Source organism: Streptomyces sp. NPDC058274 (genome assembly GCF_042881375.1).
Lineage (GTDB): Bacteria > Actinomycetota > Actinomycetes > Streptomycetales > Streptomycetaceae > Streptomyces.
Window position 1 is genome coordinate 292,699 of the sequence record NZ_JBHVXW010000005.1, and the last position, 21,455, is coordinate 314,153.

Annotated in this window: 19 protein-coding genes; 10 read left to right on the forward strand and 9 right to left on the reverse strand. The window is 73.3% G+C overall.

Going from position 1 to position 21,455, the window contains the following annotated elements; translation table 11 throughout:
• Window positions 1-237: 237 nt before the first annotated feature.
• From ACFVYF_RS13435 to ACFVYF_RS13450, 4 genes are read left to right on the forward strand one after another with little or no spacing between them, the layout of a single operon-like run.
• Window positions 238-813: a 2Fe-2S iron-sulfur cluster-binding protein gene (locus tag ACFVYF_RS13435; protein ID WP_389455247.1), complete on the forward strand. Its 576-nt coding sequence runs from the start codon at window positions 238-240 to the stop codon at window positions 811-813.
• Window positions 810-1,802: an FAD binding domain-containing protein gene (locus ACFVYF_RS13440; protein WP_389455249.1), complete on the forward strand. Its 993-nt coding sequence runs from the start codon at window positions 810-812 to the stop codon at window positions 1,800-1,802. Before ACFVYF_RS13435 ends, ACFVYF_RS13440 begins: the two co-directional genes overlap by 4 nt.
• Window positions 1,799-3,931: a xanthine dehydrogenase family protein molybdopterin-binding subunit gene (locus ACFVYF_RS13445; protein ID WP_389455251.1), complete on the forward strand. Its 2,133-nt coding sequence runs from the start codon at window positions 1,799-1,801 to the stop codon at window positions 3,929-3,931. Before ACFVYF_RS13440 ends, ACFVYF_RS13445 begins: the two co-directional genes overlap by 4 nt.
• A complete protein-coding gene (locus ACFVYF_RS13450) occupies window positions 3,924-5,084 on the forward strand; it encodes an XdhC family protein (RefSeq protein ID WP_389455253.1) in 1,161 nt (386 codons plus the stop codon). The genes ACFVYF_RS13445 and ACFVYF_RS13450 overlap by 8 nt, the downstream gene beginning before the upstream one ends.
• A 28-nt stretch (window positions 5,085-5,112) precedes the next feature.
• On the opposite strand, the gene ACFVYF_RS13455 is transcribed toward ACFVYF_RS13450, so the two are convergent.
• Window positions 5,113-5,517 carry a DUF5997 family protein gene (locus tag ACFVYF_RS13455; RefSeq protein ID WP_389455255.1) on the reverse strand — a complete coding sequence of 135 codons (405 nt, stop codon included), beginning with the start codon at window positions 5,515-5,517 and terminating at the stop codon, window positions 5,113-5,115.
• A gap of 58 nt (window positions 5,518-5,575) precedes the next feature.
• Between ACFVYF_RS13455 and ACFVYF_RS13460 the strand changes: the two genes are divergently transcribed.
• Window positions 5,576-6,343: a LysR family substrate-binding domain-containing protein gene (locus tag ACFVYF_RS13460; RefSeq protein WP_389455257.1), complete on the forward strand. Its 768-nt coding sequence runs from the start codon at window positions 5,576-5,578 to the stop codon at window positions 6,341-6,343.
• A 186-nt stretch (window positions 6,344-6,529) separates the two neighbouring features.
• On the opposite strand, the gene ACFVYF_RS13465 is transcribed toward ACFVYF_RS13460, so the two are convergent.
• Both ACFVYF_RS13465 and ACFVYF_RS13470 read right to left on the reverse strand, forming a co-directional pair.
• Entirely contained in the window at window positions 6,530-7,240 is a 711-nt protein-coding gene (locus tag ACFVYF_RS13465) for an HAD family hydrolase (RefSeq protein ID WP_389455259.1), read from the reverse strand.
• A 20-nt stretch (window positions 7,241-7,260) separates the two neighbouring features.
• A complete protein-coding gene (locus ACFVYF_RS13470) occupies window positions 7,261-7,737 on the reverse strand; it encodes an Lrp/AsnC family transcriptional regulator (RefSeq protein WP_389455261.1) in 477 nt (158 codons plus the stop codon).
• Between the two features lie 240 nt (window positions 7,738-7,977).
• On the opposite strand from ACFVYF_RS13470, the gene ACFVYF_RS13475 reads away from it, so the two are divergent.
• From ACFVYF_RS13475 to ACFVYF_RS13485, 3 genes are all read left to right on the forward strand, one after another.
• Window positions 7,978-9,465, forward strand: coding sequence for an FUSC family protein (locus ACFVYF_RS13475; RefSeq protein WP_389455263.1), 1,488 nt, complete (start codon window positions 7,978-7,980; stop codon window positions 9,463-9,465).
• Window positions 9,466-9,612: 147 nt separating this feature from the next.
• Window positions 9,613-11,028 (forward strand): nitric oxide synthase oxygenase, encoded by a 1,416-nt coding sequence (locus ACFVYF_RS13480; RefSeq protein ID WP_389455265.1) that lies wholly within the window; start codon window positions 9,613-9,615, stop codon window positions 11,026-11,028.
• A 60-nt stretch (window positions 11,029-11,088) separates the two neighbouring features.
• On the forward strand, window positions 11,089-12,129 hold the full coding sequence (locus tag ACFVYF_RS13485) for a lactonase family protein (protein ID WP_389455267.1): 1,041 nt from the start codon (window positions 11,089-11,091) through the stop codon (window positions 12,127-12,129).
• Window positions 12,130-12,220: 91 nt separating this feature from the next.
• Here ACFVYF_RS13485 and ACFVYF_RS13490 read toward each other — a convergent pair whose 3' ends face one another.
• The 4 genes from ACFVYF_RS13490 to ACFVYF_RS13505 all read right to left on the reverse strand — a co-directional run bounded on the left by ACFVYF_RS13490 (window position 12,221) and on the right by ACFVYF_RS13505 (window position 16,388).
• Window positions 12,221-13,144, reverse strand: coding sequence for a sirohydrochlorin chelatase (locus ACFVYF_RS13490; RefSeq protein WP_389455269.1), 924 nt, complete (start codon window positions 13,142-13,144; stop codon window positions 12,221-12,223).
• A 259-nt stretch (window positions 13,145-13,403) separates the two neighbouring features.
• Window positions 13,404-14,390, reverse strand: a complete 987-nt coding sequence (locus tag ACFVYF_RS13495; RefSeq protein ID WP_389455271.1) for an N-acetylglucosamine kinase — start codon at window positions 14,388-14,390, stop codon at window positions 13,404-13,406.
• Window positions 14,387-15,064: a uracil-DNA glycosylase gene (locus ACFVYF_RS13500; RefSeq protein WP_389455273.1), complete on the reverse strand. Its 678-nt coding sequence runs from the start codon at window positions 15,062-15,064 to the stop codon at window positions 14,387-14,389. The genes ACFVYF_RS13495 and ACFVYF_RS13500 overlap by 4 nt, the downstream gene beginning before the upstream one ends.
• Before the next feature lie 238 nt (window positions 15,065-15,302).
• Window positions 15,303-16,388: a WD40/YVTN/BNR-like repeat-containing protein gene (locus tag ACFVYF_RS13505; protein ID WP_389455482.1), complete on the reverse strand. Its 1,086-nt coding sequence runs from the start codon at window positions 16,386-16,388 to the stop codon at window positions 15,303-15,305.
• A 291-nt stretch (window positions 16,389-16,679) separates the two neighbouring features.
• Between ACFVYF_RS13505 and ACFVYF_RS13510 the strand changes: the two genes are divergently transcribed.
• Window positions 16,680-17,261 (forward strand): hypothetical protein, encoded by a 582-nt coding sequence (locus ACFVYF_RS13510; RefSeq protein ID WP_389455275.1) that lies wholly within the window; start codon window positions 16,680-16,682, stop codon window positions 17,259-17,261.
• A gap of 351 nt (window positions 17,262-17,612) precedes the next feature.
• Here ACFVYF_RS13510 and ACFVYF_RS13515 read toward each other — a convergent pair whose 3' ends face one another.
• Window positions 17,613-19,655, reverse strand: a complete 2,043-nt coding sequence (locus tag ACFVYF_RS13515) for a HEAT repeat domain-containing protein (protein WP_389455277.1) — start codon at window positions 19,653-19,655, stop codon at window positions 17,613-17,615.
• Window positions 19,656-19,849: 194 nt separating this feature from the next.
• Window positions 19,850-20,929 (reverse strand): NADH:flavin oxidoreductase/NADH oxidase, encoded by a 1,080-nt coding sequence (locus tag ACFVYF_RS13520; RefSeq protein ID WP_389455279.1) that lies wholly within the window; start codon window positions 20,927-20,929, stop codon window positions 19,850-19,852.
• A 157-nt stretch (window positions 20,930-21,086) separates the two neighbouring features.
• On the opposite strand from ACFVYF_RS13520, the gene ACFVYF_RS13525 reads away from it, so the two are divergent.
• Window positions 21,087-21,449 carry an ArsR/SmtB family transcription factor gene (locus ACFVYF_RS13525; RefSeq protein ID WP_389455281.1) on the forward strand — a complete coding sequence of 121 codons (363 nt, stop codon included), beginning with the start codon at window positions 21,087-21,089 and terminating at the stop codon, window positions 21,447-21,449.
• Window positions 21,450-21,455 lie beyond the last annotated feature (6 nt).

Below are 21,455 nucleotides of genomic sequence, written 5' to 3' on the forward strand. Positions count from 1 at the left end.
TGTCCGCTTAGCTTCACCATACGGCAGATCCAGCCAGTATGGCCGTCACGGGGGCCCTGGGTGCTGTTCACCGCGGGTCGCGGAGGCGGCGCCCGATATCGATCGCCGCCTGCGGCTCCCCGCGCCGCGGACTCCGTGGGTCCTGCTCCCCGCGCACAGCACCATCCTCTTGCTCCCGGCCCGCCCGCCGGGAGCGTCTCGCTCGACGCGCCTCAGATACGCGAAAGAAGGCTGATCATGGCCCCATCGACGTCCAGCGCCATCACCCTGAACATCAACGGCGAGAAACACACGCTGCCCGTCGACCACCGCACCACCCTGCTCGACGCACTGCGCGAACACCTCGATCTGACCGGCACCAAGAAGGGCTGCGACCAGGGCCAGTGCGGTGCCTGTACGGTGCTGCTCGACGGGCGCCGGGCCGTCTCCTGTCTCCAGCTCGCGGTGGCCGCCGAGGGCCGGACGATCACCACCATCGAAGGCGTGTCGGACGGGGAGCGACTGCACCCGGTGCAGCAGGCCTTCCTCGACCTCGACGGCTACCAGTGCGGCTATTGCACCCCGGGGCAGATCTGCTCGGCCCTCGCGGTGATCGAGGAGCACGCGGCGGGCTGGCCGAGCGCGGTCACCGCCGACGTGCGTCCGGAAGCGGGCCCGCCACCGCTCACCCCCGAGGAGATCCGGGAGCGGATGAGCGGCAACCTCTGCCGCTGCGGCGCCTACGTGTCGATCGTCCAGGCCGTGGCGCAGGCCGCGCAGGCCGGAACCGACACCTCCCAGGCGCGGACCGCCGGTACGGAGGCGGCGGCATGAGGGAATTCGGCTACGAGCGTGTCTTCGACGTCTCCGGGGCGGTCGCCCTGCTCGGCGCCGACCCCGACGCGCGCTTCCTGGGCGGGGGCACCAACCTCGTCGACCTGATGAAGACGGGTGTGGAGCGGCCCGCCCGGCTCATCGACGTACGCGAACTCCCCCTCGACCGGATCGAGTCGGCCCGGGACGGCGGTCTGCGCATCGGAGCGACCGTCACCAACAGCGACCTCGCCGCTCATCCCGAAGTGCGCCGCCGCTACCCGGCGTTGTCCCAAGCCGTCCTGGCGGGCGCCTCGGGACAGCTGCGCAACATGGCCACCGTCGGCGGGAACCTGCTCCAGCGCACCCGCTGCGGCTACTTCACCGACCTCACCAAACCCTGCAACAAGCGGGCTCCCGGCAGCGGTTGCCCCGCCATCGAGGGTGAGCACCACAACCACGCGATCCTCGGCGCCTCCGGACACTGTGTGGCCACCCACCCCTCGGACATGGCGGTGGCCCTCGCCGCCTTTGACGCCGTCGTCGGGTACGAAACCGCCGACGGGCCGGGGGAGTTGCCGCTCACGGAGCTCTACCGCCCCGTGGGTGACACACCCCATCTGGAGACGACGCTGCCGGCCGGTGCACTGATCACCGGCGTCACGCTGCCGCCGGCTCCGGTGGCCGCCCTCTCGCGCTACCGGAAGGTGCGGGAGCGCGCCTCCTACGCGTTCGCGATCGGCTCGATCGCCGCCGCCCTCGACGTCCAGGACGGCGTCGTACGCGAAGTGCGCCTCGCCTTCGGGGCGGTCGCGTCCCGGCCGTGGCGTGCCCGGCAGGCCGAACGGCTGCTCACCGGGGGCCCGGCGAGCGCCGAGGCGTTCGCCGCCGCCGCGGACGCCGAGCTGGCGGACGCCGAGGTACTGCCCCACAACGGCTACAAGGTGCCGCTGACGCGCAACCTCGTCGTGGCCGTGCTGACCGAACTCACCGAGGAGGCCGCCCGATGACCACGACGACCGGAACCACGGCGGTGACCGGTGCGGTCGGCACCGCCCACTCCCGCCTGGAGGGCCGGGACAAGGTCACCGGAGCGGCCCGCTACGCGGGAGAGATCCCCTTCGCCGAACTGGCCCACGGCTGGCTGGTGTTGTCCTCCGTGGCCCGCGGACGCGTCCGCTCGGTCGAGTCCGCCCCCGTCCTGGCGATGCCGGGCGTCCTCGCCGTCCTGCACCACGGCAACGCCCCCCGCCTCGAAACGGCGTACACGAGCGTGTTCGGCATACCCGACCCGGTCCTCCAGCTCTTCCAGCACGACCGGGTGCCGTACGTCGGCTGGCCGGTGGCGCTGGTGGTGGCCGAGACCTCCGAACAGGCGAGGGAGGCCGCCGAGGCGCTCGTCGTCGAGTACGACGAGCAGACCCACGACGTCGCCTTCTTCGCCGGGCATTCCGGCAGTTACACACCGGAGGGTTCCGAGACCGGGAAAGGGGACGTGGAGACCGAACTCGCCGCCTCCGCCGTGGTCGTGGACGCGCAATACACCACACCGGAAGAACACCACAGCCCGATGGAACCGCACGCCGCGATGGCGCGCTGGGACAACGGCCGGCTCGAGGTCGTCGACTCCAACCAGGGCAGCAGGTTCGTCGCCGACGAACTCGCCAAGCTGTTCTCGCTCGACGCCGATTCGGTGCGGGTGCGCTCCGAACACGTGGGCGGCGGCTTCGGATCCAAGGCGACCCGCCCGCACGCGGTGCTCGCGGCGATGGCGACGACCGTCCTCCACCGCCCCGTCCGGGTCGTGCTGACCCGCCGTCAGATGTTCTCGCTCGTCGGCTACCGCAGCCCCACGGCCCAGCGGGTCAGGCTCGGCGCCGACGCCGACGGGCGGCTGCGCGCCGTCGATCACCAGTCGGACTCCCTCACCTCGACCGTGCACGAATTCGTCGAGCGGAGCGCCGACTTCGAGCACGCGATGTACGACGCCACGGCACATCACACCGTCAACCGTGTCGTACGGCTCGACGTGCCGACGCCGAGCTGGATGCGCGCCCCGGGCGAGGCGCCGGGGTCGTTCGCGCTGGAGTCCGCGCTCGACGAACTCGCCGCGAAGTGCGGGATCGACCCGATCGCGCTGCGCGCCCGCAACGAACCTGACGTCGGGCCCGTGTCAGGGCTGCCGTTCAGCAGCCGCCGTCTCCTCGACTGCTTCCATGAGGGCTCGCGCAGGTTCGGCTGGGCGGACCGCGACCCGCGTCCGGGCGTCCGCCGCGAGGGCCGCTGGCTGCTCGGGACCGGTACGGCCGCGGCCGCCTTCCCCACCCTGTCCGCGCCGTCCACGGCGGCCGTGACGGCCGAGGCGGACGGCACCTTCACCGTGCGGATCACCGCGGCGGACATCGGGACCGGGGCGCGGACCGCGCTGACCCTGATCGCCGCGGACGCGCTGGAGGCCGAGCCGAAGCGCATCCGGATGCGGATCGCGGACAGCGACTTCGGGCAGGCGATGATCGCCGGCGGTTCGATGGGCACCCGCTCCTGGGCCTGGGCGATCAGGGCCGCGGCGATCGAGCTGCGAGCCCAACTGGCCCTGGGGGGCGGCATTCCGGCCGAAGGGATCACCGCACGGTCGGACACCTCGGCGGCCGTCGGCGCGCTGTCGCAGAAGGAACGCCACGCCTTCGGGGCGCAGTTCGCCGAGGTCGCCGTCGACGACACCACCGGCGAGATACGCGTACGGCGCATGCTCGGCATCTTCGCCGCCGGCCGGATCGTCAACCCGCTGACCGCACGCGGCCAGTTCATCGGCGGAATGGTGTGGGGCCTGTCGATGGCGCTGCACGAGGAGGCGGTCAGGGACCAGGCCTCGGGCGGCCATGTCGGTGCCGACCTGGCGGGCTATCACTTCGCCGCGCACGCCGACGTACCGCCCATCGAGGCGGACTGGGTCGACGACCCGGACCCGGACGACCCCGTCGGGATCAAGGGCATCGGCGAGATCGGCGTCGTGGGAGCGGCGGCCGCCATCGCCAACGCGGTCTGGCACGCGACCGGCGTACGCCACCGCGACCTGCCGATCCGGCCCGACCGCGTCCTGCTCGCCCAGGCAGCGGCGGGAAGGGACGGGGATGCTTGACATCGCCGACGAGCTGAACCGGTGGGCCGAGGAGGGCCGGGACTTCGCCGTCGCCACGGTCGTGGCCGTCGGCGGCAGCGCGCCGCGCGGCCCCGGCGCCGCCCTCGCCGTCGACAGCGAGGGCAGGGCCGTCGGGTCGGTCTCCGGCGGTTGCGTGGAAGGCGCGGTGTACGACCTGTGCGTCCAGGCCCTCCAGGACGGCGCGGCAGTGCTCGAACGGTTCGGCTACAACGACGAGGACGCCTTCGCCGTGGGACTGACCTGCGGCGGAGTCATCGACGTCCTGGTCACCCCCGTCAGGGCGGACGCGCCGGACAGGGCCCGGTTCACGGCGGCCCTGTCGGCCGCCTCGCGCGGGGAGGCCACCGCCGTGGTCCGCGTGGCCCGGGGACCGGCCGGGATGCTCGGCAGGCTCCTGCTCGTCCACGCCGACGGATCGCACCGAGGCGGCTTCGGCGGGGCTCCCGAGCTGGACCGGACCGCCGTGGCCGAGGCACGGGCGATGCTGGCCGTGGGCCGCACCGGCACGCTCGACCTCTCGGAGAGCGGAGCGCACTGCCCGGGCGGTCTGACGCTGCTGGTCGAGTCGAGCGTGCCGCCGCCCCGCATGATCGTCTTCGGGGCCGTCGACTTCGCCACCGCGCTCGTCCGCGTGGGCAAGTTCCTCGGCTACCGGGTGACCGTGTGCGACGCCCGGCGCGTCTTCGCCACGCGGGCCCGCTTCCCCGAGGCGGACGAGATCGTGGTCGACTGGCCGCACCGCTATCTCCGGCAGACCGAGACCGACGACCGGACGGTGCTGTGCGTGCTCACCCACGACGCCAAGTTCGACGTACCACTGCTGGAGACGGCTCTGCGGCTTCCGGTGGCGTTCGTCGGGGCCATGGGCTCCCGCCGTACGCACGAGGACCGCGACCGCAGGCTGCGCGACGTCGGCCTCAGCGAGCGCGAACTGGCCCGGCTGCGCTCACCGATCGGCCTCGACCTGGGCGCTCGTACGCCGGAGGAGACCGCGCTGTCCATCGCCGCGGAGATCGTGGCGGCCCGGCAGGGCGGGACGGGCGCGCCGCTGACGGACACGCGGACGCCCATTCACCGGGACGCGGGGAAGCCGGGGACAGGCGACCCGGCGGTGAGACACGAGGCGGCCTGAACCGGGGGGCTCGGCGGAGGAAAGGAGGTCAGGAGCGTTCGCCGTCGGACCGGTCGTCGCGCTCCGCCTTCTTCTCCTTGATGCGGACCGTTTCCTTGCGGACCTCGGCCTGGGTGGCACGCTCCCGCCGCAGCCACGCGGGGTTCTCCGCCTTGAGCGCCTCGATCTGCTCGGTGGTGAGGGCCTCGGTGACTCCGCCGCGGGCGAGCCCGGCGATGGAGACGCCCAGCCTGGCCGCGACCACCGGGCGGGGGTGCGGGCCGCTGCGGCGCAGCTCCAGCAGCCACTCGGGCGGATCGGTCTGCAGCGCGCTGAGCTCGGTGCGGGAGACGACACCCTCCTGGAACTCGGCGGGCGTGGCCTGGAGGTACACACCCAGCTTCTTCGCCGCGGTCGCGGGCTTCATCGTCTGGGTGCTCTGGTGCGACGTCATGGTCTCAAGGGTATCGACCATGTGAGCTACCGCTGACCACGCCCGGTAGCCTGGCCAGGTGACAGGCTCGGAAGCATCCCCCTCGTTCCGGCTCGCGTATGTCCCGGGAGTGACGCCCGCCAAATGGGTGCGGATCTGGAACGAGCGGCTGCCCGACGTTCCGCTGACCCTCGTCGCGGTGTCGCCCGCGGAGGCCTGCGGGGTGCTGCGGGGCGGTGCCGCGGACGCCGGGTTCGTCCGGCTGCCGGTCGACGGCGCGGACCTCAGCGCGATCCCGCTCTACACCGAGACGACGGTGGTCCTGGTCCCGAAGGACCATGTCGTGGCGGCGGTCGACGAGGTGACCGCCGAGGACCTCGTCGACGACATCGTGCTCCATCCCCTCGACGACGTCCTCGTATGGGAGAGCCTGCCGGGGCGGCCCGCGATCGAACGCCCCGCCACGACGGAGGACGCGGTGGAACTGGTCGCGGCGGGCGTGGGGCTCCTCGTCCTCCCGCAGTCGCTCGCCCGGCTGCACCACCGCAAGGACCTGACCTACCGCCCGGTCTCGGACGCCCCCGAGTCCCGCATCGCCCTGTCGTGGCCCGAGGAGCGGACCACCGACCTGGTCGAGGACTTCATCGGCATCGTCCGCGGGCGGACCGTCAACAGCACCCGCGGGCGCGCCGCCCCGGCCCCCGCCCCGGCCCAGCCGAAGCGCAAGCAGCCCCCCAAGGGCGACGCACGGCGCAAGCCCGCGGCGGGCAAGGGCACGGGCAACCGAGGCGGCTCGAAAGGCGCCGCCAAGGGCGGCAAGCGCGGCAAGCCCGGCCGCCGCGCGTAGCGCCGGTACGGCAGCGCAGCCAGCCGTGCCCCGCCGGCGCAGGCCAACCCGGCCGCCGTGCCGGGCGGCGGTACGGGAGAGCAGGCAGCCGTGCCCGGCCGCCGCGCGTAGCGCCGGTACGGCAGAGATGCCAGCCGTGCCCCGCCGCGCGTAGCGCCGGTACGAACCCGGCCGTCGAGCCAGGCCCTAGTCGTCCGAGAAGGGCGACGACCGTGCCGACCGCACCAGCCAGTCGTACGCGCCACGTGCCGTGAACTCGGTCTGGCCGCCGCGCAGCAGCAGCCCGGCCGTCGCGAACGCCGGGTCGTCCGCCTGGGCGGCCACGTACGGGATCGCGATGCAGCGCATCCCGGCCGCGTGCGCGGCGGCGGCGCCCGGAGCGGCGTCCTCCAGGACGACACAGTCGGCCGGTGGCGCCCCCAGCCGGCGCGCGGCCTCCAGGAAGACGTCGGGGGCGGGCTTGCCGTGGGCGACCTCGTCGGCGGAGACGGTGGTGGTGAGCCACTCGGCCAGGCCCGTACCGGCCAGGATCGCCTCGATGGCCTCCGGTGAGGAACCGGAGGCGACGGCCAGCGGGACCCCCTCACCGGCCAGCAGCTCCACGAACTTCCGCATCTCCGGGTAGACCTGCGTGGCGGCCCGGGCCAGCGCCAGATAGCGGCTGTTGGTGTCCGCGAGCAGCGCGTCGAGCGGGGCGGAGAGACCGTACCGCTCCTTCCAGAGCGCGAGCGTCTCCAGGGTGCTGATACCCACGTACCGCTCGTGGTCCGCCCAGGTGAAGTCCATGACGCCGTGCTCGGCGAGTGTCCTTCGTCCTGCCTCGAAGTAGTTCGGCTCGCTGTCCACGAGCGTGCCGTCGAGATCGAAGATGACCGCCGTGCCGCCGAGAGAGCTCATGGCTTCCAGGATGCCAACGATCAGCCCTTCGCGGCGCGGCCCATCGACTCCACGAGGGGCAGCAGCCGGTGCGGAACGCGTTCGCGCAGCACCACTTCGGTCCGGGTGCGGACCACGCCCGGCAGGCTGATCAGGGACTGGATGACGTCCTCCAGATGGGCGTTGTCGCGGGCCACGACCCGGGTCAGCAGATCGCCGCCGCCCGTGATGGAGAACGCCTCCACGATCTCCGGCACGGCCGCCAGCGCGTCCCCCACGTCGACGAGATTGCCCTGGGTCACCTCGATGTGGACGAAGGCGAGGACGGGATGGCCGAGCGCGGCGGGCGACAGCGAAGGGGCGGTGCCGGTGATGACCCCGTCGCGCTCCAGCCGGTCCAGGCGGGCCTGGAGCGTGCCGCGGGCGACGCCCAGCAGGCGCGCGTACTCCCGCACGCTGGTGCGCGGCTGCTCCAGGAGCAGCCGCAGGATACGGGTGTCGAGCTCGTCCACGGCCATGGTCCGTTGGCCTCCCTGCTGTCACGGGTGATCACGGATGACTGTACCAATGGTCCAGCAGATGGTGGCCGAGTTGAGCCAGTGCCCTCCTGATGCTTACCTTGTCTGTATTGATGGCGTCGCGCAGCGCAGGACGGCAATGAAGCCGGATCCGTGCCCGCGGCGCCATTCCCATGTCCTGACGGTGCGTTCACTGGAAAGTTCACGAGAAAAGGGGGCGGGCTGCCGACGGTGAAGAAGATGTTCACGGCTCCGGATCCCGGACTGGTCCGGCTGCGGATCTCGCTGCGTGCGGTGCTCGGCATCAGCCTCGCGGTGACCGCGTCGGAACTGGCCGGACTGTCGCTGCCTGCCTCGGTCACCGGCGGTCTCGCGGCACTCCTCGCGCTGTTCACGGTGGGTGATTCGACCGTACGCGGCCAAGCGGTCACCACCGTGCTGCTGCCCGTCGTCGGCTCCCCTGTCCTGGCGGTGGCCACGGCGCTGCACGGGGCCCCGGCCCTGCGCGACGCGACCTGGCTCGCGGTGATCTTCTGCGGGGTGTACGCCCGCCGCTGGGGACCGCGCGGCCACGCGCTCGGGATCTTCGCGTTCATGATGTTCTTCACCACCCAGTTCCTGCACGCCGTGCCCGGTCAGCTGCCACAGCTGTACGCGGCGGTGGGGCTGGCCCTCGCCGCCTGCTCGGTGGTGCGGTTCGGCGCGTGGTGTATCGAGCGGCGCACCCCGTTGCCCGCCGCACCCGCCCCGCTGGACGGGCGCGGTCTCGACCGGCCCGCCACCCGCCAGGCCTTCCAGGCGACCGCCGCCTGCGCGTTCGCGGTCGCCGCGGGCCCGGTCCTCTCCCACGACCGCTGGTACTGGGCCGTGGGCACCGCCTGGTGGATCTTCGTGAACACCGCTTCGCGCGGCGAGACGCTGGTACGCGGCTTCCGGCGCGTCGTCGGAACGGTCGCCGGCATCGTCGCCGGCCTGCTGGTCGCCGTCCCTCTGCACGGTGCCCCGGTGCCCACCGCCGCCCTGGTCGCCGTCTGCGTCTTCGGCATCTTCTACACGGCGGCGCCCTCGTACAGCTGGATGATGTTCTTCGTCACCGTCATGGCGGGGCTGCTGTACGGGCTGCTCGGCGTGCTGCATCCCGGGCTGCTCGCCCTTCGGTTCGCGGAGACCGGCGTCGGCGCGCTCGGCGCGGCCCTCGCCGTCGCGCTGATCCTGCCGGTCACCACGCACGCGGTGACCGACCGCTGGGTGGAACGGGCCCTCCGCGCGGTCCACGGCTGCACCGCGGCGGCGGCACGACGCCTCGCCGGAGACGCCGGAGCCGACCCCGCGCCGCGCGTGGCGGAGCTCGAAGCGCTGCTGGGCCGCGTGCGCATGGCCCTCGCGCCCCTGGTCCACCCGCTCAACCCGCACCGGGCGCGCAAGGCGCGGGCCCGTCAGATCCTCGCGCTGCTCGACGACTGCGCCCGGGAGGCACGGGGGCTCGCGGCCCTCGCCGCCGATCCCGACGCCTCGCACGACGCGCGCCTCACCGCCGCGTGCGGGCGCGTCGAGACCGCCGTCGAAACGCTCGTCGGAGCCGTGCCGGAACCGGCCCTGCCGGCCCACGCCGCGGCGCCCGGCCACCACCCGGGCGCCGAGCAGGCACTCGCCCATCTGCACGGCCTGGAGCACGCGCTCGGAGCCCTCGCCGCACCGCTGCGGGGCTCCCGGCTCGCCGGGGCCTGACGGACGGCGGCTCCGGCACGAGACACATGCACGGGCCACCTGGAGGGTGGATCAGGGTCCAGGAGGGGTAACCCCGCGGCTATCAACGCACGCACCCCGTGGACCGTGCGGGAGCGGCCCGCGGGCGAGCCGTTTTGGGGGTGCGCCATGCGGAACTTCCCACGCGGACGCCGAGGGTCCGCGGACTGTGGCGGGAGCGCGGAGTTCCCGCCGTCGCGGGCCGAGGGACCGGGCGGCTGGCTGGACCGCGTTCCGGCCGACGCCGCCGGTCCTGAGCCGCCGTACGACCGGACCGGCGTCGTCTCGTGCCTGGAGTCGTGGGCCGCGGACCGCGCCGGCGCGGGACGGGTCACCGGCCTTCAGGGCCGGCTCCTCATCGGCGGCCCGCAGGTGACCGAAGCGCGAGCCGCGCAACCGGCGCCCCGCGCCGATCCGTTGCCGCCGGCTTCCCGCGAACTCCTCCGTGAGGCCACCGAGTTCCTGACCCTGCGGCACGCAGAGGAACGGCTCGGCGATCCGGCCCGCCGGATCGCCGCCGTACGCGCGGAGATCGCGGAGACCGGGACCTACCGGCACACCACGGCGGAGCTCGTCCACGGCGCCAGGGTCGCCTGGCGGAACGCCAACCGGTGCATCGGACGGCTCTACTGGCGCTCGCTGACCGTGCGGGACCGCAGGGACGTGCGGGACCCGCGGGACGTCGCCGACGCGTCGGCCGACCATCTGCGGGAGGCGACGCGGGACGGCCGGATCCGGGCGCTCATCACGGTCTTCGCGCCCGACGAGCCGGGCCGCCCCGGCCCGCGGATCTGGAACGAACAGCTCGTCCGGTACGCCGGTTACGGCCGTCCCGGCGGCGGGGTGACCGGCGATCCGCGCAACGCCGGCCTCACCGCGCTCGCCCGGCGCCTCGGCTGGCCCGGCGGCCCCGGAACGCCCTTCGACGTCCTGCCGTTGGTCATCCAGGCGGCCGGCGACCGGCCCCGCTGGTTCGCGCTGCCGCAGGACGCGGTGCTGGAGGTCGAGCTGGCGCACCCCGAATACCCGTGGTGGCGCGCGCTCGGACTGCGCTGGCACGCGGTGCCCGCGCTGTCCAACATGTGCCTGGAGATCGGCGGCATCTGCTACCCCGCCGCGCCCTTCAACGGCTGGTACATGGGCACCGAGATCGGCGCCCGCAATCTCGCCGACGCCGATCGCTACGACCTCCTGCCGCTCGTCGCGGACCACTTGGGCCTGGACACCCGCACCGACCGCTCGCTGTGGAAGGACCGCGCGCTCGTCGAACTCAACCGCTCCGTCCTGTACTCGTTCGACCGGGCCGGCGTCACGGTCACCGACCACCACACCGAGTCGCAGCGGTTCCTCACCCACCTCGGCCGAGAAGAGCGCAAGGGCCGCCAAGTCGGCGCCGAGTGGTCCTGGATCGTGCCGCCGATCTCGGGGAGTGCGACACCGGTGTTCCACCGCACCTACGAGGAGATCGAACGGCACCCGGCGTACGTCCACCACCCGGAGGCCCAAGCCCGGGCGGCAGGCCACCCGGACGACACCTTGGTCTAGACCGCTGATCCACGACTGCTACCGTCGCCCCGAGCAGCGCAGAACCGAGAGGGGACGGCAGTGACGGACGGCGGCAGGCGGCAACCACGGGCGTTCATAGGCTCGTTCACGGCGGCGGGCGGCCTCGGTGTCCTCACCGCGGCCGTCGACGAGGACAGCGGCACGCTCACGGTCCTGAGCGCCTCGGACGGCGTCCCCGACCCGTCGTACCTCGCGCTGTCCTCCGACGGTGACGTGCTCTACGCCGTCAGCGAGACGGCCGAGGGCGCGGTGGCCGCGTACCGCGTGACCGGTGCCAAGCCGGAGCTCGCCGGGCCGCCCGTGCCGGTCGGCGGCAGCGGGCCCACGCACCTCAGCCTGTTCGACGGACACGTCCTGACCGCCAACTACGGTTCGGGCAGCGTCAGCGCCGTACCCCTCCGCGCCGACGGCAGCCTCGCCGACGCCCCGTCCGACGTGTTCACGCACACGGGGTCCGGGCCGCACTCCCCGCGCCAGCAGAGTCCGCACGCCCACCAGGTGCAGCCCGACCCGCGCGGCCGGTGGGCGGTCAGCGTGGACCTCGGCACGGATTCCGTGCGGGTGTACGCGCTGAACGGCGGTGCCTTCGCGCTGCACCGCGAGATCGCGCTGCGGCCCGGCTCCGGACCCCGCCACCTCGCCTTCCACCCGCGCGGCGAGCACGCGTACGTGCTGAACGAGCTCGCGCCGACCGTCACCGTCTGCCGCTGGGACGCCGCGGACGGGGCACTGCGGCCCTTCGGCGAGACTCCGGTGCTGCCGGGCTCACCGGGCGGCGACGCCTTCCCGTCGGGCATCGTGGTCTCGCCCGACGGCCGCTTCGTCTGGACGGCCGTCCGGGGTCAGGACGTCCTCTCGGTGCTGGCCCTCGACGGGGAGGAGCTGCGGCTGGTTGCGACGGTGCCGTGCGGCGGCAGCTGGCCGCGCGCCATCGCCCTGCATCCCTCCGGACGCCATCTGTACGTCGCCAACGAGCGCTCCGGGGACGTGACCTGGTTCGCGGTCGACCCGGCCACCGGCATGCTGCGCAAGGGCGGCTCGCTCGACGTGCCGGCGGCGTCCTGCGTGATCTTCGGCTGACCCGCGGCCCGGGTGCCCTGCGCAGGCCGCCCACGCACGGCGAAGGGCCCGTTCCAGCTCGGAACGGGCCCTTCCGGCGTTACTGGTGCGACTAGCGAACCGGAGCGCCCTGTTGCTGCTGCGGGGCGATGCCCAGCGCCGTCGTGTACTTGGCCAGCGCGAGCTTGCCGATCGCCGGGTACGGGCCGAGCGCCTCGGCGGCGGAGCAGCCGGCCTCCTTGGCGGCCGCGTCGAGCAGCCCCGGGTCGAGCTCCGGACCGATCAGATACGGCGCGAGGGCCAGTTGCTGGGAACCCGAGCCGCGCAGCTGCTCCGCGGTGGCCGCGATCGCGCCCTCCTCGTCGAGCGCCGCCGCCATCACCGGCACGGCGAGCCGTGCGGCGAGCAGCATGCCGGTGATCCCGGCCGCCTGGACGGCCTCCTCGCCGCCCACGGAGGCGAGGATGATGCCGTCCGCCGCGGTGGCCACGGTGAACAGCCGGGCGCGGTCGGCACGCGCCAGGCCGGCCTCGGAGAGGCGCACGTGCAGCGCCTCGGCGAGCAGGGGGTGCGGGCCGAGTACATCGGTCAGATCGGCCGCGATGCGGCTGTCCATGACCGCCTGGCGGATCCGGCGCAGCAGCGCGTTGTCCGGGCCGGCGAGCAGCGGCACCACGACGGCGACGGGGCCGTCGGGCTCGGTCACGTCCGCACCGGCGGCGCGGGCCTGCTCGAAGCGGGCGACACGCTCCTCGGCGGCGCGGGACAGCACGGACTGCAGGGTCGGGAACTCGGCGTCGTCCCCGTCGAGGTACCCGATACGGGCGTCGAGGCCGGGGAGCTCGGAGCGGGCGATGCTCACGACCTCCTCGGCGAGGCTGCGCGTGGCGGCACTGGGTGTGCCCGGCAGCGCGAGGACGAGCGCGGGCGCGCCCTCGGGAGCCGCCAGCGGCTCGGGACGGCGGTGCCGCCCGGGCTGGCGAGGTCGCGGCATTCGTACTGGCAGGCCGGACGCGGGCCCAGTGGGGGAGCTCATGGCGTCGCATGTTACTGGCTTCCTGGGCTCCCCTGTTCGGGGAGGGTGCAGGTGAGCGGTATCCGTCCGGTTTTGTCTGATGAGTTACGTCCAGAACGGAAATGATCGCTACGGGATGACTTGACACTCCTGGGGTGGGTGTCAACTCCCGTGGCGAACCGGCGACCTCGCACAGCCGCAAGGGCGGACCAATGCGTCTTTCCAGGCGCTATGTCGGGCCCTGAGAATTTTCGGTCACTCGGTCACCACGAAGATTCGGTCACTCGGTCGCCACGAAGAGCAGCCGCTCGTCACGGGGGAGCGTGAGTTCGTCGTTCGCCAGGTCGGTGGCGATGAGCAGGGCGCCGTGCAGGGGGTCGCCCGCGGCCGGTACCTGCCGGGCGTGCGGCAGTTGCTCCGCCAGCTCCTCGCGCAGCGGTACGAGCAGGGGGTCGCCCATCTTGAACAGACCTCCGGTGAGCGCGACTTGGGCGCCTTCGCCGGACGGGCAGACCGCGGCGGCCGACTCGGCCATGTGGCGCGCGGCCGCCCGCAGGACGTCCGCCGCCACCGGGTCGCTTCCGGCTGAGGCCGCGACCTCGGGCGCGAAGGAGGCCAGCACGGCGGGCCGGTCCGCGCGCGCGTACAACTTGCCGGGCAGGCCCGGTACGGGGCCGAACATCCGCTCCGCGCGCACCAGAAGCGCCGGTGAACCGCCCCGTCGCCCGTCGAAGGCCCTGATCGCCGCCTCCAGTCCGGCGCGCCCGATCCAGGCTCCGCCGCCGCAGTCGCCGAGCAGATGTCCCCAGCCGTCGGCCCGGCGCCAGCTCGTCAGGTCCGTGCCGATCGCGATCAGGCCCGTGCCCGCGGCGATCACCGCGCCAGGCCGCCGGCCGAGCGCGCCCGTGTACGCGGTGACCGCGTCGGCGGCCAGCACCAGCCGCCGTACGCCCAGTTCACGCTTCAGGGCCGACGGCAGTTCGGCGCGCAGCCCGTCGCCCAGGGTGGCGAGGCCGGCGGCTCCGATGGCGATGGCCCCCAGGTCCTCTATCCCGGCCTCGCTTATCAACGTCCGGGCCATCGGCAGCAGTTGTCCGAGCAGATGACCGGCGTCGATGCCGCGCGGGCCCGTGCGCACCGGCTCCTCGGACGCCACCGGCCCAGAGCGGACCGCGCCGGTGCCATCCGCGAGACCGAGTACGACGCGCAGCCCCGAGCCCCCCGAGTCCACGGCGAGGACACCGGGCGCGGGGCTGGGGTGCGTCATGGCAGTCGCCAGTCCACCGGCTGTGCTCCCTGCCTGGTCAGCAGGTCGTTGGCACGGCTGAAGGGCCGGGAGCCGAAGAAGCCGCGGTCGGCCGACATCGGCGAGGGGTGCGAGGACTCGATCGACGGAAGATCGCCGAGGAGCGGACGCAGATTGCGGGCGTCACGGCCCCACAGGATGGACACCAGCGGACGGCCGCGCCCGGCCAGCGCTCGTATCGCCTGTTCGGTGACCTCTTCCCAGCCCTTGCCGCGGTGGGCGGCCGGACTGCGCGGGGCCGTGGTCAGTGCCCTGTTGAGCAGCAGCACGCCCTGCTGTGTCCAGGGCGTCAGATCGCCGTTGGACGGCTGGGGGAGCTCCAGGTCGGTGGTGAGCTCGCGGTAGATGTTGATCAGGCTGCCGGGCAGCGGCCGTACCTCGGGCGCGACCGAGAAGGACAGGCCCACCGCATGGCCCGGGGTCGGATACGGGTCCTGCCCGACGATGAGGACGCGCACCTCGTCGAAGGGCTGCTGAAAGGCGCGCAGGACATTCGGCCCGGCAGGAAGATAGGTGCGTCCCGCGGCGATCTCCGCGCGCAGGAAGTCGCCCATCTCGGCGATCTTCCCGGCCACGGGTTCCAGGGCCTTCGCCCAGCCGGCTTCGACGATCTCATGCAACGGTCGTGGTGCCACGGGCGTCACCCTACTGCCGTACGGCCATCGACGATCAACCGGTGGCCCTGGGCGGACCGGAGTTGACCGGTCGGTGGCCGGAACGGACGGCGGCTTGGCGCGTGAGGACCGGGAGGCGGCGGTCCGCGGTCCTCGCGCCATGGGGGTGGGTGAGCCTCGCTGCCCCGTCACAGCAGCGCCGCCCGGCCGGCTCGTGCCCGTGGGCCCGGCCGTCGGCTCAATCCCGTCGGCCGGCCCCTCAATCCACCACCGCCGCCCGCACACACAGGACGTCCGGCAGATGGGAGGCCAACTGCCGCCAGCTGTCGCCGTCGTCGGCCGACCCGAACACCTCTCCATTGCGGTTGCCGAAGTAGATGCCTGCCGGGTCCGCGTCGTCCGTGCACAGGGCGTCGCGCAGCACCGTGCCGTAGTGGTCCTCCGTCGGCAGGCCGGCGGAGAGCGGCTCCCAGCTCTTGCCCGCGTCCGCCGTACGGAAGACCCGGCATCGGCGGTCGGCCGGGACGCGGTCCGCGTCGGCGTTGATCGGGAAGACGTAGGCGGTGTCCCGGCGGTGCGGATGCCCGGCGGCCGCGAAGCCGAAGGTGGACGGCAGTCCCGCGCCGATGTCCGTCCAGTGGCCGCCCGCGTCGTCGCTTCTGTAGACCCCCCAGTGGTTCTGCAGATACAGCCGGTCCGGACTCGACGCGTCCCGGGCGATCTTGTGCACGCACTGGCCGAACTCGGGGTTCGGATCCGGCAGGAACACCGCGGAGACACCGGAGTTGGAGGGCGTCCAGGTCGCGCCGCCGTCGGTGGTGCGGAACACCCCGGCCGTGGAGACGGCCACCGTCACGGCCGCCGGGTCGCGCTCGTCGGTGAGGACGGTGTGCAGCCCCTCACCGCCGCCGCCCGGCACCCACTTCGACCGGGTGGGGTGCTCCCAGAGCGGGCGGACGAGCTCGAAGGTCTCACCGCGGTCCTCGGAGCGGTACAGCGCGGCCGGTTCCGTGCCCGCGTAGACCACGTCCGGCTCCGCGGCCGCCGGGTGCAGCTGCCACACCCGCTCCAGCGAAGCCCCGGTGTCCTTGGGGAACTTGACGGCCGGCCGGGCCGGCTCGGTCCAGGTGCGGCCCAGGTCGTCGGAGTGGAAGACGGACGGGCCCCAGTGCGCGCTGTCCCCGCCGGCCAGCAGCCGGGGCGTGGGGCCACGGGTGTCGATGGCGACCGAGTACACCGCCTGCGCGTTGAAGTAGGGACTCTGGTCGAACTCCCAGGTGCCGCCCCGGCGGCGGCCGATGAAGAGCCCTTTTCGAGTGCCTACAGTGAGCAGTACGCCGGCCATGCCGACCACCTCCGCGACGTCGTTGTCCCAGCACCGGCCAGTCTGCACCCCTGCACTGACAGTCACCTCTGGACACGGCATCACCGCAGGTCACAGCGGTGACGTCGCTATCGGGCCGACCTTCCCCGCCGGCGCCCCGGAATCGCGGAGGCGAGTTCTCCTTCCGCAGCTTTCCGGTCAACGTGACGCATGACTCCGACGAGTTGGAGCACCGGTATGAGCAGCGAGGAGACGGCTCCCGTATGGGAGGGCGGTCTGGCATGTCCCTGAGTCCGTGAGGAGGATGCCTCGATGGCGGCATTCCGTGGTCCGAAGGTGTGGCTGTGGCGATGGCGGCGCAATCCGCTGCGGCGCCCGGTCGACGCGCTGGAGGCCTGGGTCGTGCTGGTCGCCTGGACCCTCACCGTGCTCTGCGGGGTACTGGCGGGCCTGGCGGCGGCGCAGTCCGTCGACAACGGCCTGGCCAGGGAGCGTGCCGAGTGGCATCCCATCCAGGCGCTGCTCAGCGAGGACGCGTCGCGGTCGCCCGGCCCGGCCGCCTCCGGTGCGGGCCAGGTGTGGGCCCCGGTGCGCTGGACGGCGACGGACGGCTCGGCGCACGCAGGTCAGGCACGGGTGAAGCCCGGCAGTGCGGCGGGCACCCCGGTCACCGTGTGGACGGACGCCGCCGGCCGGCTGGTGACCAAGCCCGCCACCGAGTCCCAGGCGCGGCTGCGGGCCTCCCTGGTCGGATTCCTCGTCGGGGTGAGCGCGGCGAGCATCCCCTTCGTCGGCGGCCGCCTCGTCCGCGGGCGCCTGGAGCGCCGGCGCATGGCGCACTGGGACGAGGAGTGGCAGCGGTTCGGCCCACGGTGGGGCAGCACGACGGGCTGAGACGCGGGCGCCTCCGGCGAGGAACGGGGGCTCCAGGACGACCGGGGCTCCGAGGGCGAGCGCCGGGTCACCTCGGCCGTCTCGCCACGCCTGCGGGTGGGTGCTCCCACGCCTGTGCGTGTTCCCACGCCTGTGCGTGTTCCCACGCCTGTGCGTGTTCCCACGCCTGTGCGTGCTGCCACGCCTGTGCGTGCTGCCACGCCTGTGCGTGCTGCCACGCCTGTGCGTGCTCCCATGCCTGTGCGTGCTCCCACGCCCGCTCGGTGTCCCGCACCCGTATCCGGAACCAAATCGCCACCCCTGTCCGGAACCAAACCGCCCCGCACCAGCCCGCCTCCGGGGCCCCCGCGACTACACCCCCGCCAGCCCCTCCCGGCACGCCCTCAGCAGTCGCTCGTCCTCGACGATGTCGTGGCCGCTGAATCCGCCGGCACGGGCCAGGTGGCGGCGCGGCTGGGCGAGCTCGGTGCGGAGCAGATCGTGGGCGGGGGCCGGCGCCGGGCCGGACTCGGTGAGGCAGCCGGCGATGGTGCCGCGCGTGTGCACACGCTGCTTCCAGGCGGCGCGGAACACCGGGAGCACCGGATCGGGCTCCCCGGTGATCCGCCACACCGCGCACGCTCCCGCGGTCCGCTCCCACACGTCGTCGGAGTCGAGCAGCCGGCGCAGCCCGGGCAGCGCCGAGCGTGCGCCGGGTCCGAGGCGGCCGAGCGCCTCGGCGGCACACCTCCGGTGCGGCCGGCCGACGGCCAGCTCGCGCCCCAGCAGCGGCAGTACGGCCTCGGCGTCCCCCTCCACCGACCAGAGCGCCGCGGCGGCGGTCACCGCGCACTCGGAGTCCAGCAGCTCGCGCAGCGCCGGTATCGCCTCGGGGGACCCGAGGGCACCCAGGGTCCGGGCGACGGCCTCCAGGAGCGGGCCCCGCGTCCGCGGATCGTCCGGCATGCCGTGCGTCAGCCGCAGCACCGCAGGCAGGGCGGCGCCGTCCTCCAGCGTCGCCAGCGCCAGGAGGAGCGGGGCGGCACGGTCGTAGAGGTCGGGGGAGCCGAGGGGTACTTCGGCGAGCCGTGCCCGCAGCAGCGGAGCCAGGAAGGCGGCGCCCGGGCCCATGTCGGCGATCACGTATCCGAGGTCCTTCGGCACGGCGGGTTGTTCCAGCAGTTGTGCCAGGACCGGGATCGCCCGCGGATCCCTCGTTCTGGCCAGCGCCTTGAGTGCGCCTCCGAGGGCCGGTGCCCCGTGCTCCCAGTGCCGGACCCGGTACTCGGGCCGGGTCTGGACGAGCGCCGCCAGCTGGTCGGCCGCGGGAGCCGCCAGCGTGAACAGGTCCTCCAGGACGGAGACGGCGGCATCGCGCAACCGCTCGTCGTCCGCGCCGAGTTGCTCGCCGATCAGCGCGACCGGTTCCGCGTAGGACGCGCGCCACTCGCGGAACAGCCCGGCGGACATCCACACGGCGTTGCACCGGTCGGCGGTCCCCGGACTGGTCAACTGCCCGCTCAGCAGGGCGATCCGGTCACCGACCCGGCCGCCGAGCCCGTTGTGCAGCGTCCGCAGCAGTTGGGAACCCTCCTCGTCGGCTGGCCGCAGCCGTCGTAGATGACCGATGAGTGTGTCGGTGTGGGGCCGTTCCGGCTCGTCCGGAGCCCGGAGCCGCTCCGATCTGGAGCGCAGGAGGGCGATGACCGTCGGCACCAGGTCGGCCGGAAGCCGCTCGGGCGCGCAGCCCGCGAGCTGGCCGAGCGCGGCCAGCCGCAGGCCCGGATCGTCGGCGGAGGTACTGAGCTCGGCCAGGCAGGCCACGGCGGGGGAGGCGATGCCGGGATACAGGCGCGCGAAGAGCCCGAGGCCCTCGGTGAGGGCGGGCCTGACCCTGGCGTCCGCCTCTTCCCCGATCCGCCCCCGCAGCAGCCCGAGCACGCGGGCCGGATCGTCGGCAAAGCGCACCAGGGCCGTCGGAACGGCCCGCCGCACCTCCGGGTCACCGTCCTCGACGAGCGCGGCGAAGACCGCGGCGCCGGCCCTCACCGCCGTACGGGCCATCGCGTAATTGCCGTGGACGGGCCTGTCGTCCGGGTCGGCGCCTTCCCGCTCGCCGGGCGAGGCCGCCGGCTCCTGGTCCCCGCCGCCGATGCTGACCAGTAACTCCACCACCTCGGCCCGGTCCTTGAGGTCCCCGCGGGCGATCAGCGCGAACAGGAACGGGATGCAGGCGAGCGTCGAGTCGTAGACATCGCCCTGGTGGTGCACCGCTCCGTACATCCCGTCGAGCGCTCGCTCCCGCTCCTCGGCACGGGGCGACGCCAGCCCACGGAGCAGCTCGGGCACGTCCTCGGCGCTTCCGTAGGCGTGCCTCATCGAAGCCCAGTCGACCTCGTCGATCCCCGTGAACACGGCGTTCCTCCCCGGCTGTTCGGCAATTGATCGTGAGTGTGCACCACAGCACTGACAGTCACCTCGGGGAAAGGCGGCTCGACGGCGGGGATCAGCCGAAATGAGCCGCGTCCGGTCCTTCGGGGAGGTGCCGCAGGCTGTGGGCGCCACGTGCCGCGGGGGAGGGAGCGCCCGGTGGTGGGACGGCGGAGGTGTCAGACCGAGCGGTGGTACTGGTCCGGCACGTGCACGTCCCCACCGAGGTCACGGGCCGCGAGGCGCGCGAAGGAGGGGTTGCGCAGGAGTTCGCGGCCCAGCAGCACGGCGTCGGCCTCGTCGTTGGCGACGATCTTCTCGGCCTGTTCGACATCGGTGATGAGGCCGACGGCCGCGACGGGCATCCGTGTCTCGGCCTTCACCCGCGCGGCGAAGGGGACCTGGTAGCCCGGACCGACCGGGATGCGTACGCCGGACGCGTTGCCGCCGGACGAGACGTCGAGGAGGTCGATCCCGTGCTCGTGCAGCTCCGCGGCGAAGCGGACGGTGTCGTCGGCGCTCCAGCCGTCCTCCTCCAGCCAGTCGGTGGCGGAGATGCGGAAGAAGAGCGGCTTGTCGTCGGGCCACACCTCGCGTACGGCGTCGACGACTTCGAGCGCGAAGCGCGTGCGGTTCTCGTAGGAGCCGCCGTATGCGTCGGTGCGACGGTTCGAGTGCGGCGAGAGGAACTCGTTGATGAGGTAGCCGTGCGCGCCGTGCAGTTCGGCGATCTCGAAGCCGGCGTCCAGCGCCCGGCGGGCCGCGGCCACGAACTGGCCGACGATCTCCTGGATCTGAGCGACCGTCAGTTCGCTGGGCACCGGGTGCCGCTCGTCGAACGCCACCGCGCTCGGCGCGAGCCCCTGCCAGCCGTACGCCTCCGGACCGACCGGCGCGCCGCCCTTCCAGGGGCGGTCGGTGGAGGCCTTGCGTCCGCTGTGCGCGAGCTGGATGGCCGGCACCGTCCCCTGCGCCTTGAGGAACCGGGTGATCCGGCGGAACGCCTCGACCTGGGTGTCGTTCCAGATGCCGAGGTCGTACGGGCTGATGCGGCCCTCGGGGGAGACGGCGGTCGCCTCGACGATGATCAGGCCCGTGCCGCCGGCGGCGCGGGCCGCGTAGTGCGCGAAGTGCCAGTCGTGCGGGGCTCCCACCGAGGGCCCCTCGGGCGCGGCCGAGTACTGGCACATCGGGGGCATCCACACCCGGTTCGGGATGGTCAGATCGCGCAGGGTGCAGGGCTCGAAGAGCGCGCTCACGGCGGACTCCATTCATCGGGGGGCCGGTGTCGAGTCGTACGATAAGCATCGTAGTACGGGAAGTGTCAAACTACGATAGGTCTCGTACAATGGCGGCGGTGGGCCCCTCCGGAGACGTCGCCGGACCGGAAGCCCGCCCCGAGGAACTGGAGCCGCCGTGACGACCGCCGCCCCCACCGGCAGCAGCAGCCGGGATCTTCCGCACCCCGCGAGTGAGGAGATCCGCCTGGAGAGCGTGCTGCACGCGCTGTCCGACCCGATGCGTCTGCAGGTCGTGCGAGAGCTCGCCGCCGACGGCGACGAGCTCTCCTGTTCGCACTTCGACCTGCCCGTCACCAAGTCCACGACCACGCACCACTTCCGGGTGCTGCGCGAGAGCGGGGTGATCCGGCAGATCTACCGGGGCACGGCCAAGATGAACGGCCTGCGCAAGGACGACCTGGACGCGCTGTTCCCCGGCCTCCTCGGCAGTGTTCTCGCCGGGGCCGCCCGGCAGGCCGACCGGCTCGGCGACGGCTGAACTCGC

Coding starts and splice junctions, on each gene's coding strand:
- ACFVYF_RS13435 (WP_389455247.1), top strand. CDS start 238: ATGGCCCCATCGACGTCCAGCGCCATCACCCTGAACATCAACGGCGAG.
- ACFVYF_RS13440 (WP_389455249.1), top strand. CDS start 810: ATGAGGGAATTCGGCTACGAGCGTGTCTTCGACGTCTCCGGGGCGGTC.
- ACFVYF_RS13445 (WP_389455251.1), top strand. CDS start 1,799: ATGACCACGACGACCGGAACCACGGCGGTGACCGGTGCGGTCGGCACC.
- ACFVYF_RS13450 (WP_389455253.1), top strand. CDS start 3,924: ATGCTTGACATCGCCGACGAGCTGAACCGGTGGGCCGAGGAGGGCCGG.
- ACFVYF_RS13455 (WP_389455255.1), bottom strand. CDS start 5,517: ATGACGTCGCACCAGAGCACCCAGACGATGAAGCCCGCGACCGCGGCG.
- ACFVYF_RS13465 (WP_389455259.1), bottom strand. CDS start 7,240: ATGAGCTCTCTCGGCGGCACGGCGGTCATCTTCGATCTCGACGGCACG.
- ACFVYF_RS13470 (WP_389455261.1), bottom strand. CDS start 7,737: ATGGCCGTGGACGAGCTCGACACCCGTATCCTGCGGCTGCTCCTGGAG.
- ACFVYF_RS13475 (WP_389455263.1), top strand. CDS start 7,978: ATGTTCACGGCTCCGGATCCCGGACTGGTCCGGCTGCGGATCTCGCTG.
- ACFVYF_RS13480 (WP_389455265.1), top strand. CDS start 9,613: ATGCGGAACTTCCCACGCGGACGCCGAGGGTCCGCGGACTGTGGCGGG.
- ACFVYF_RS13490 (WP_389455269.1), bottom strand. CDS start 13,144: ATGAGCTCCCCCACTGGGCCCGCGTCCGGCCTGCCAGTACGAATGCCG.
- ACFVYF_RS13495 (WP_389455271.1), bottom strand. CDS start 14,390: ATGACGCACCCCAGCCCCGCGCCCGGTGTCCTCGCCGTGGACTCGGGG.
- ACFVYF_RS13505 (WP_389455482.1), bottom strand. CDS start 16,388: ATGGCCGGCGTACTGCTCACTGTAGGCACTCGAAAAGGGCTCTTCATC.
- ACFVYF_RS13510 (WP_389455275.1), top strand. CDS start 16,680: ATGGCGGCATTCCGTGGTCCGAAGGTGTGGCTGTGGCGATGGCGGCGC.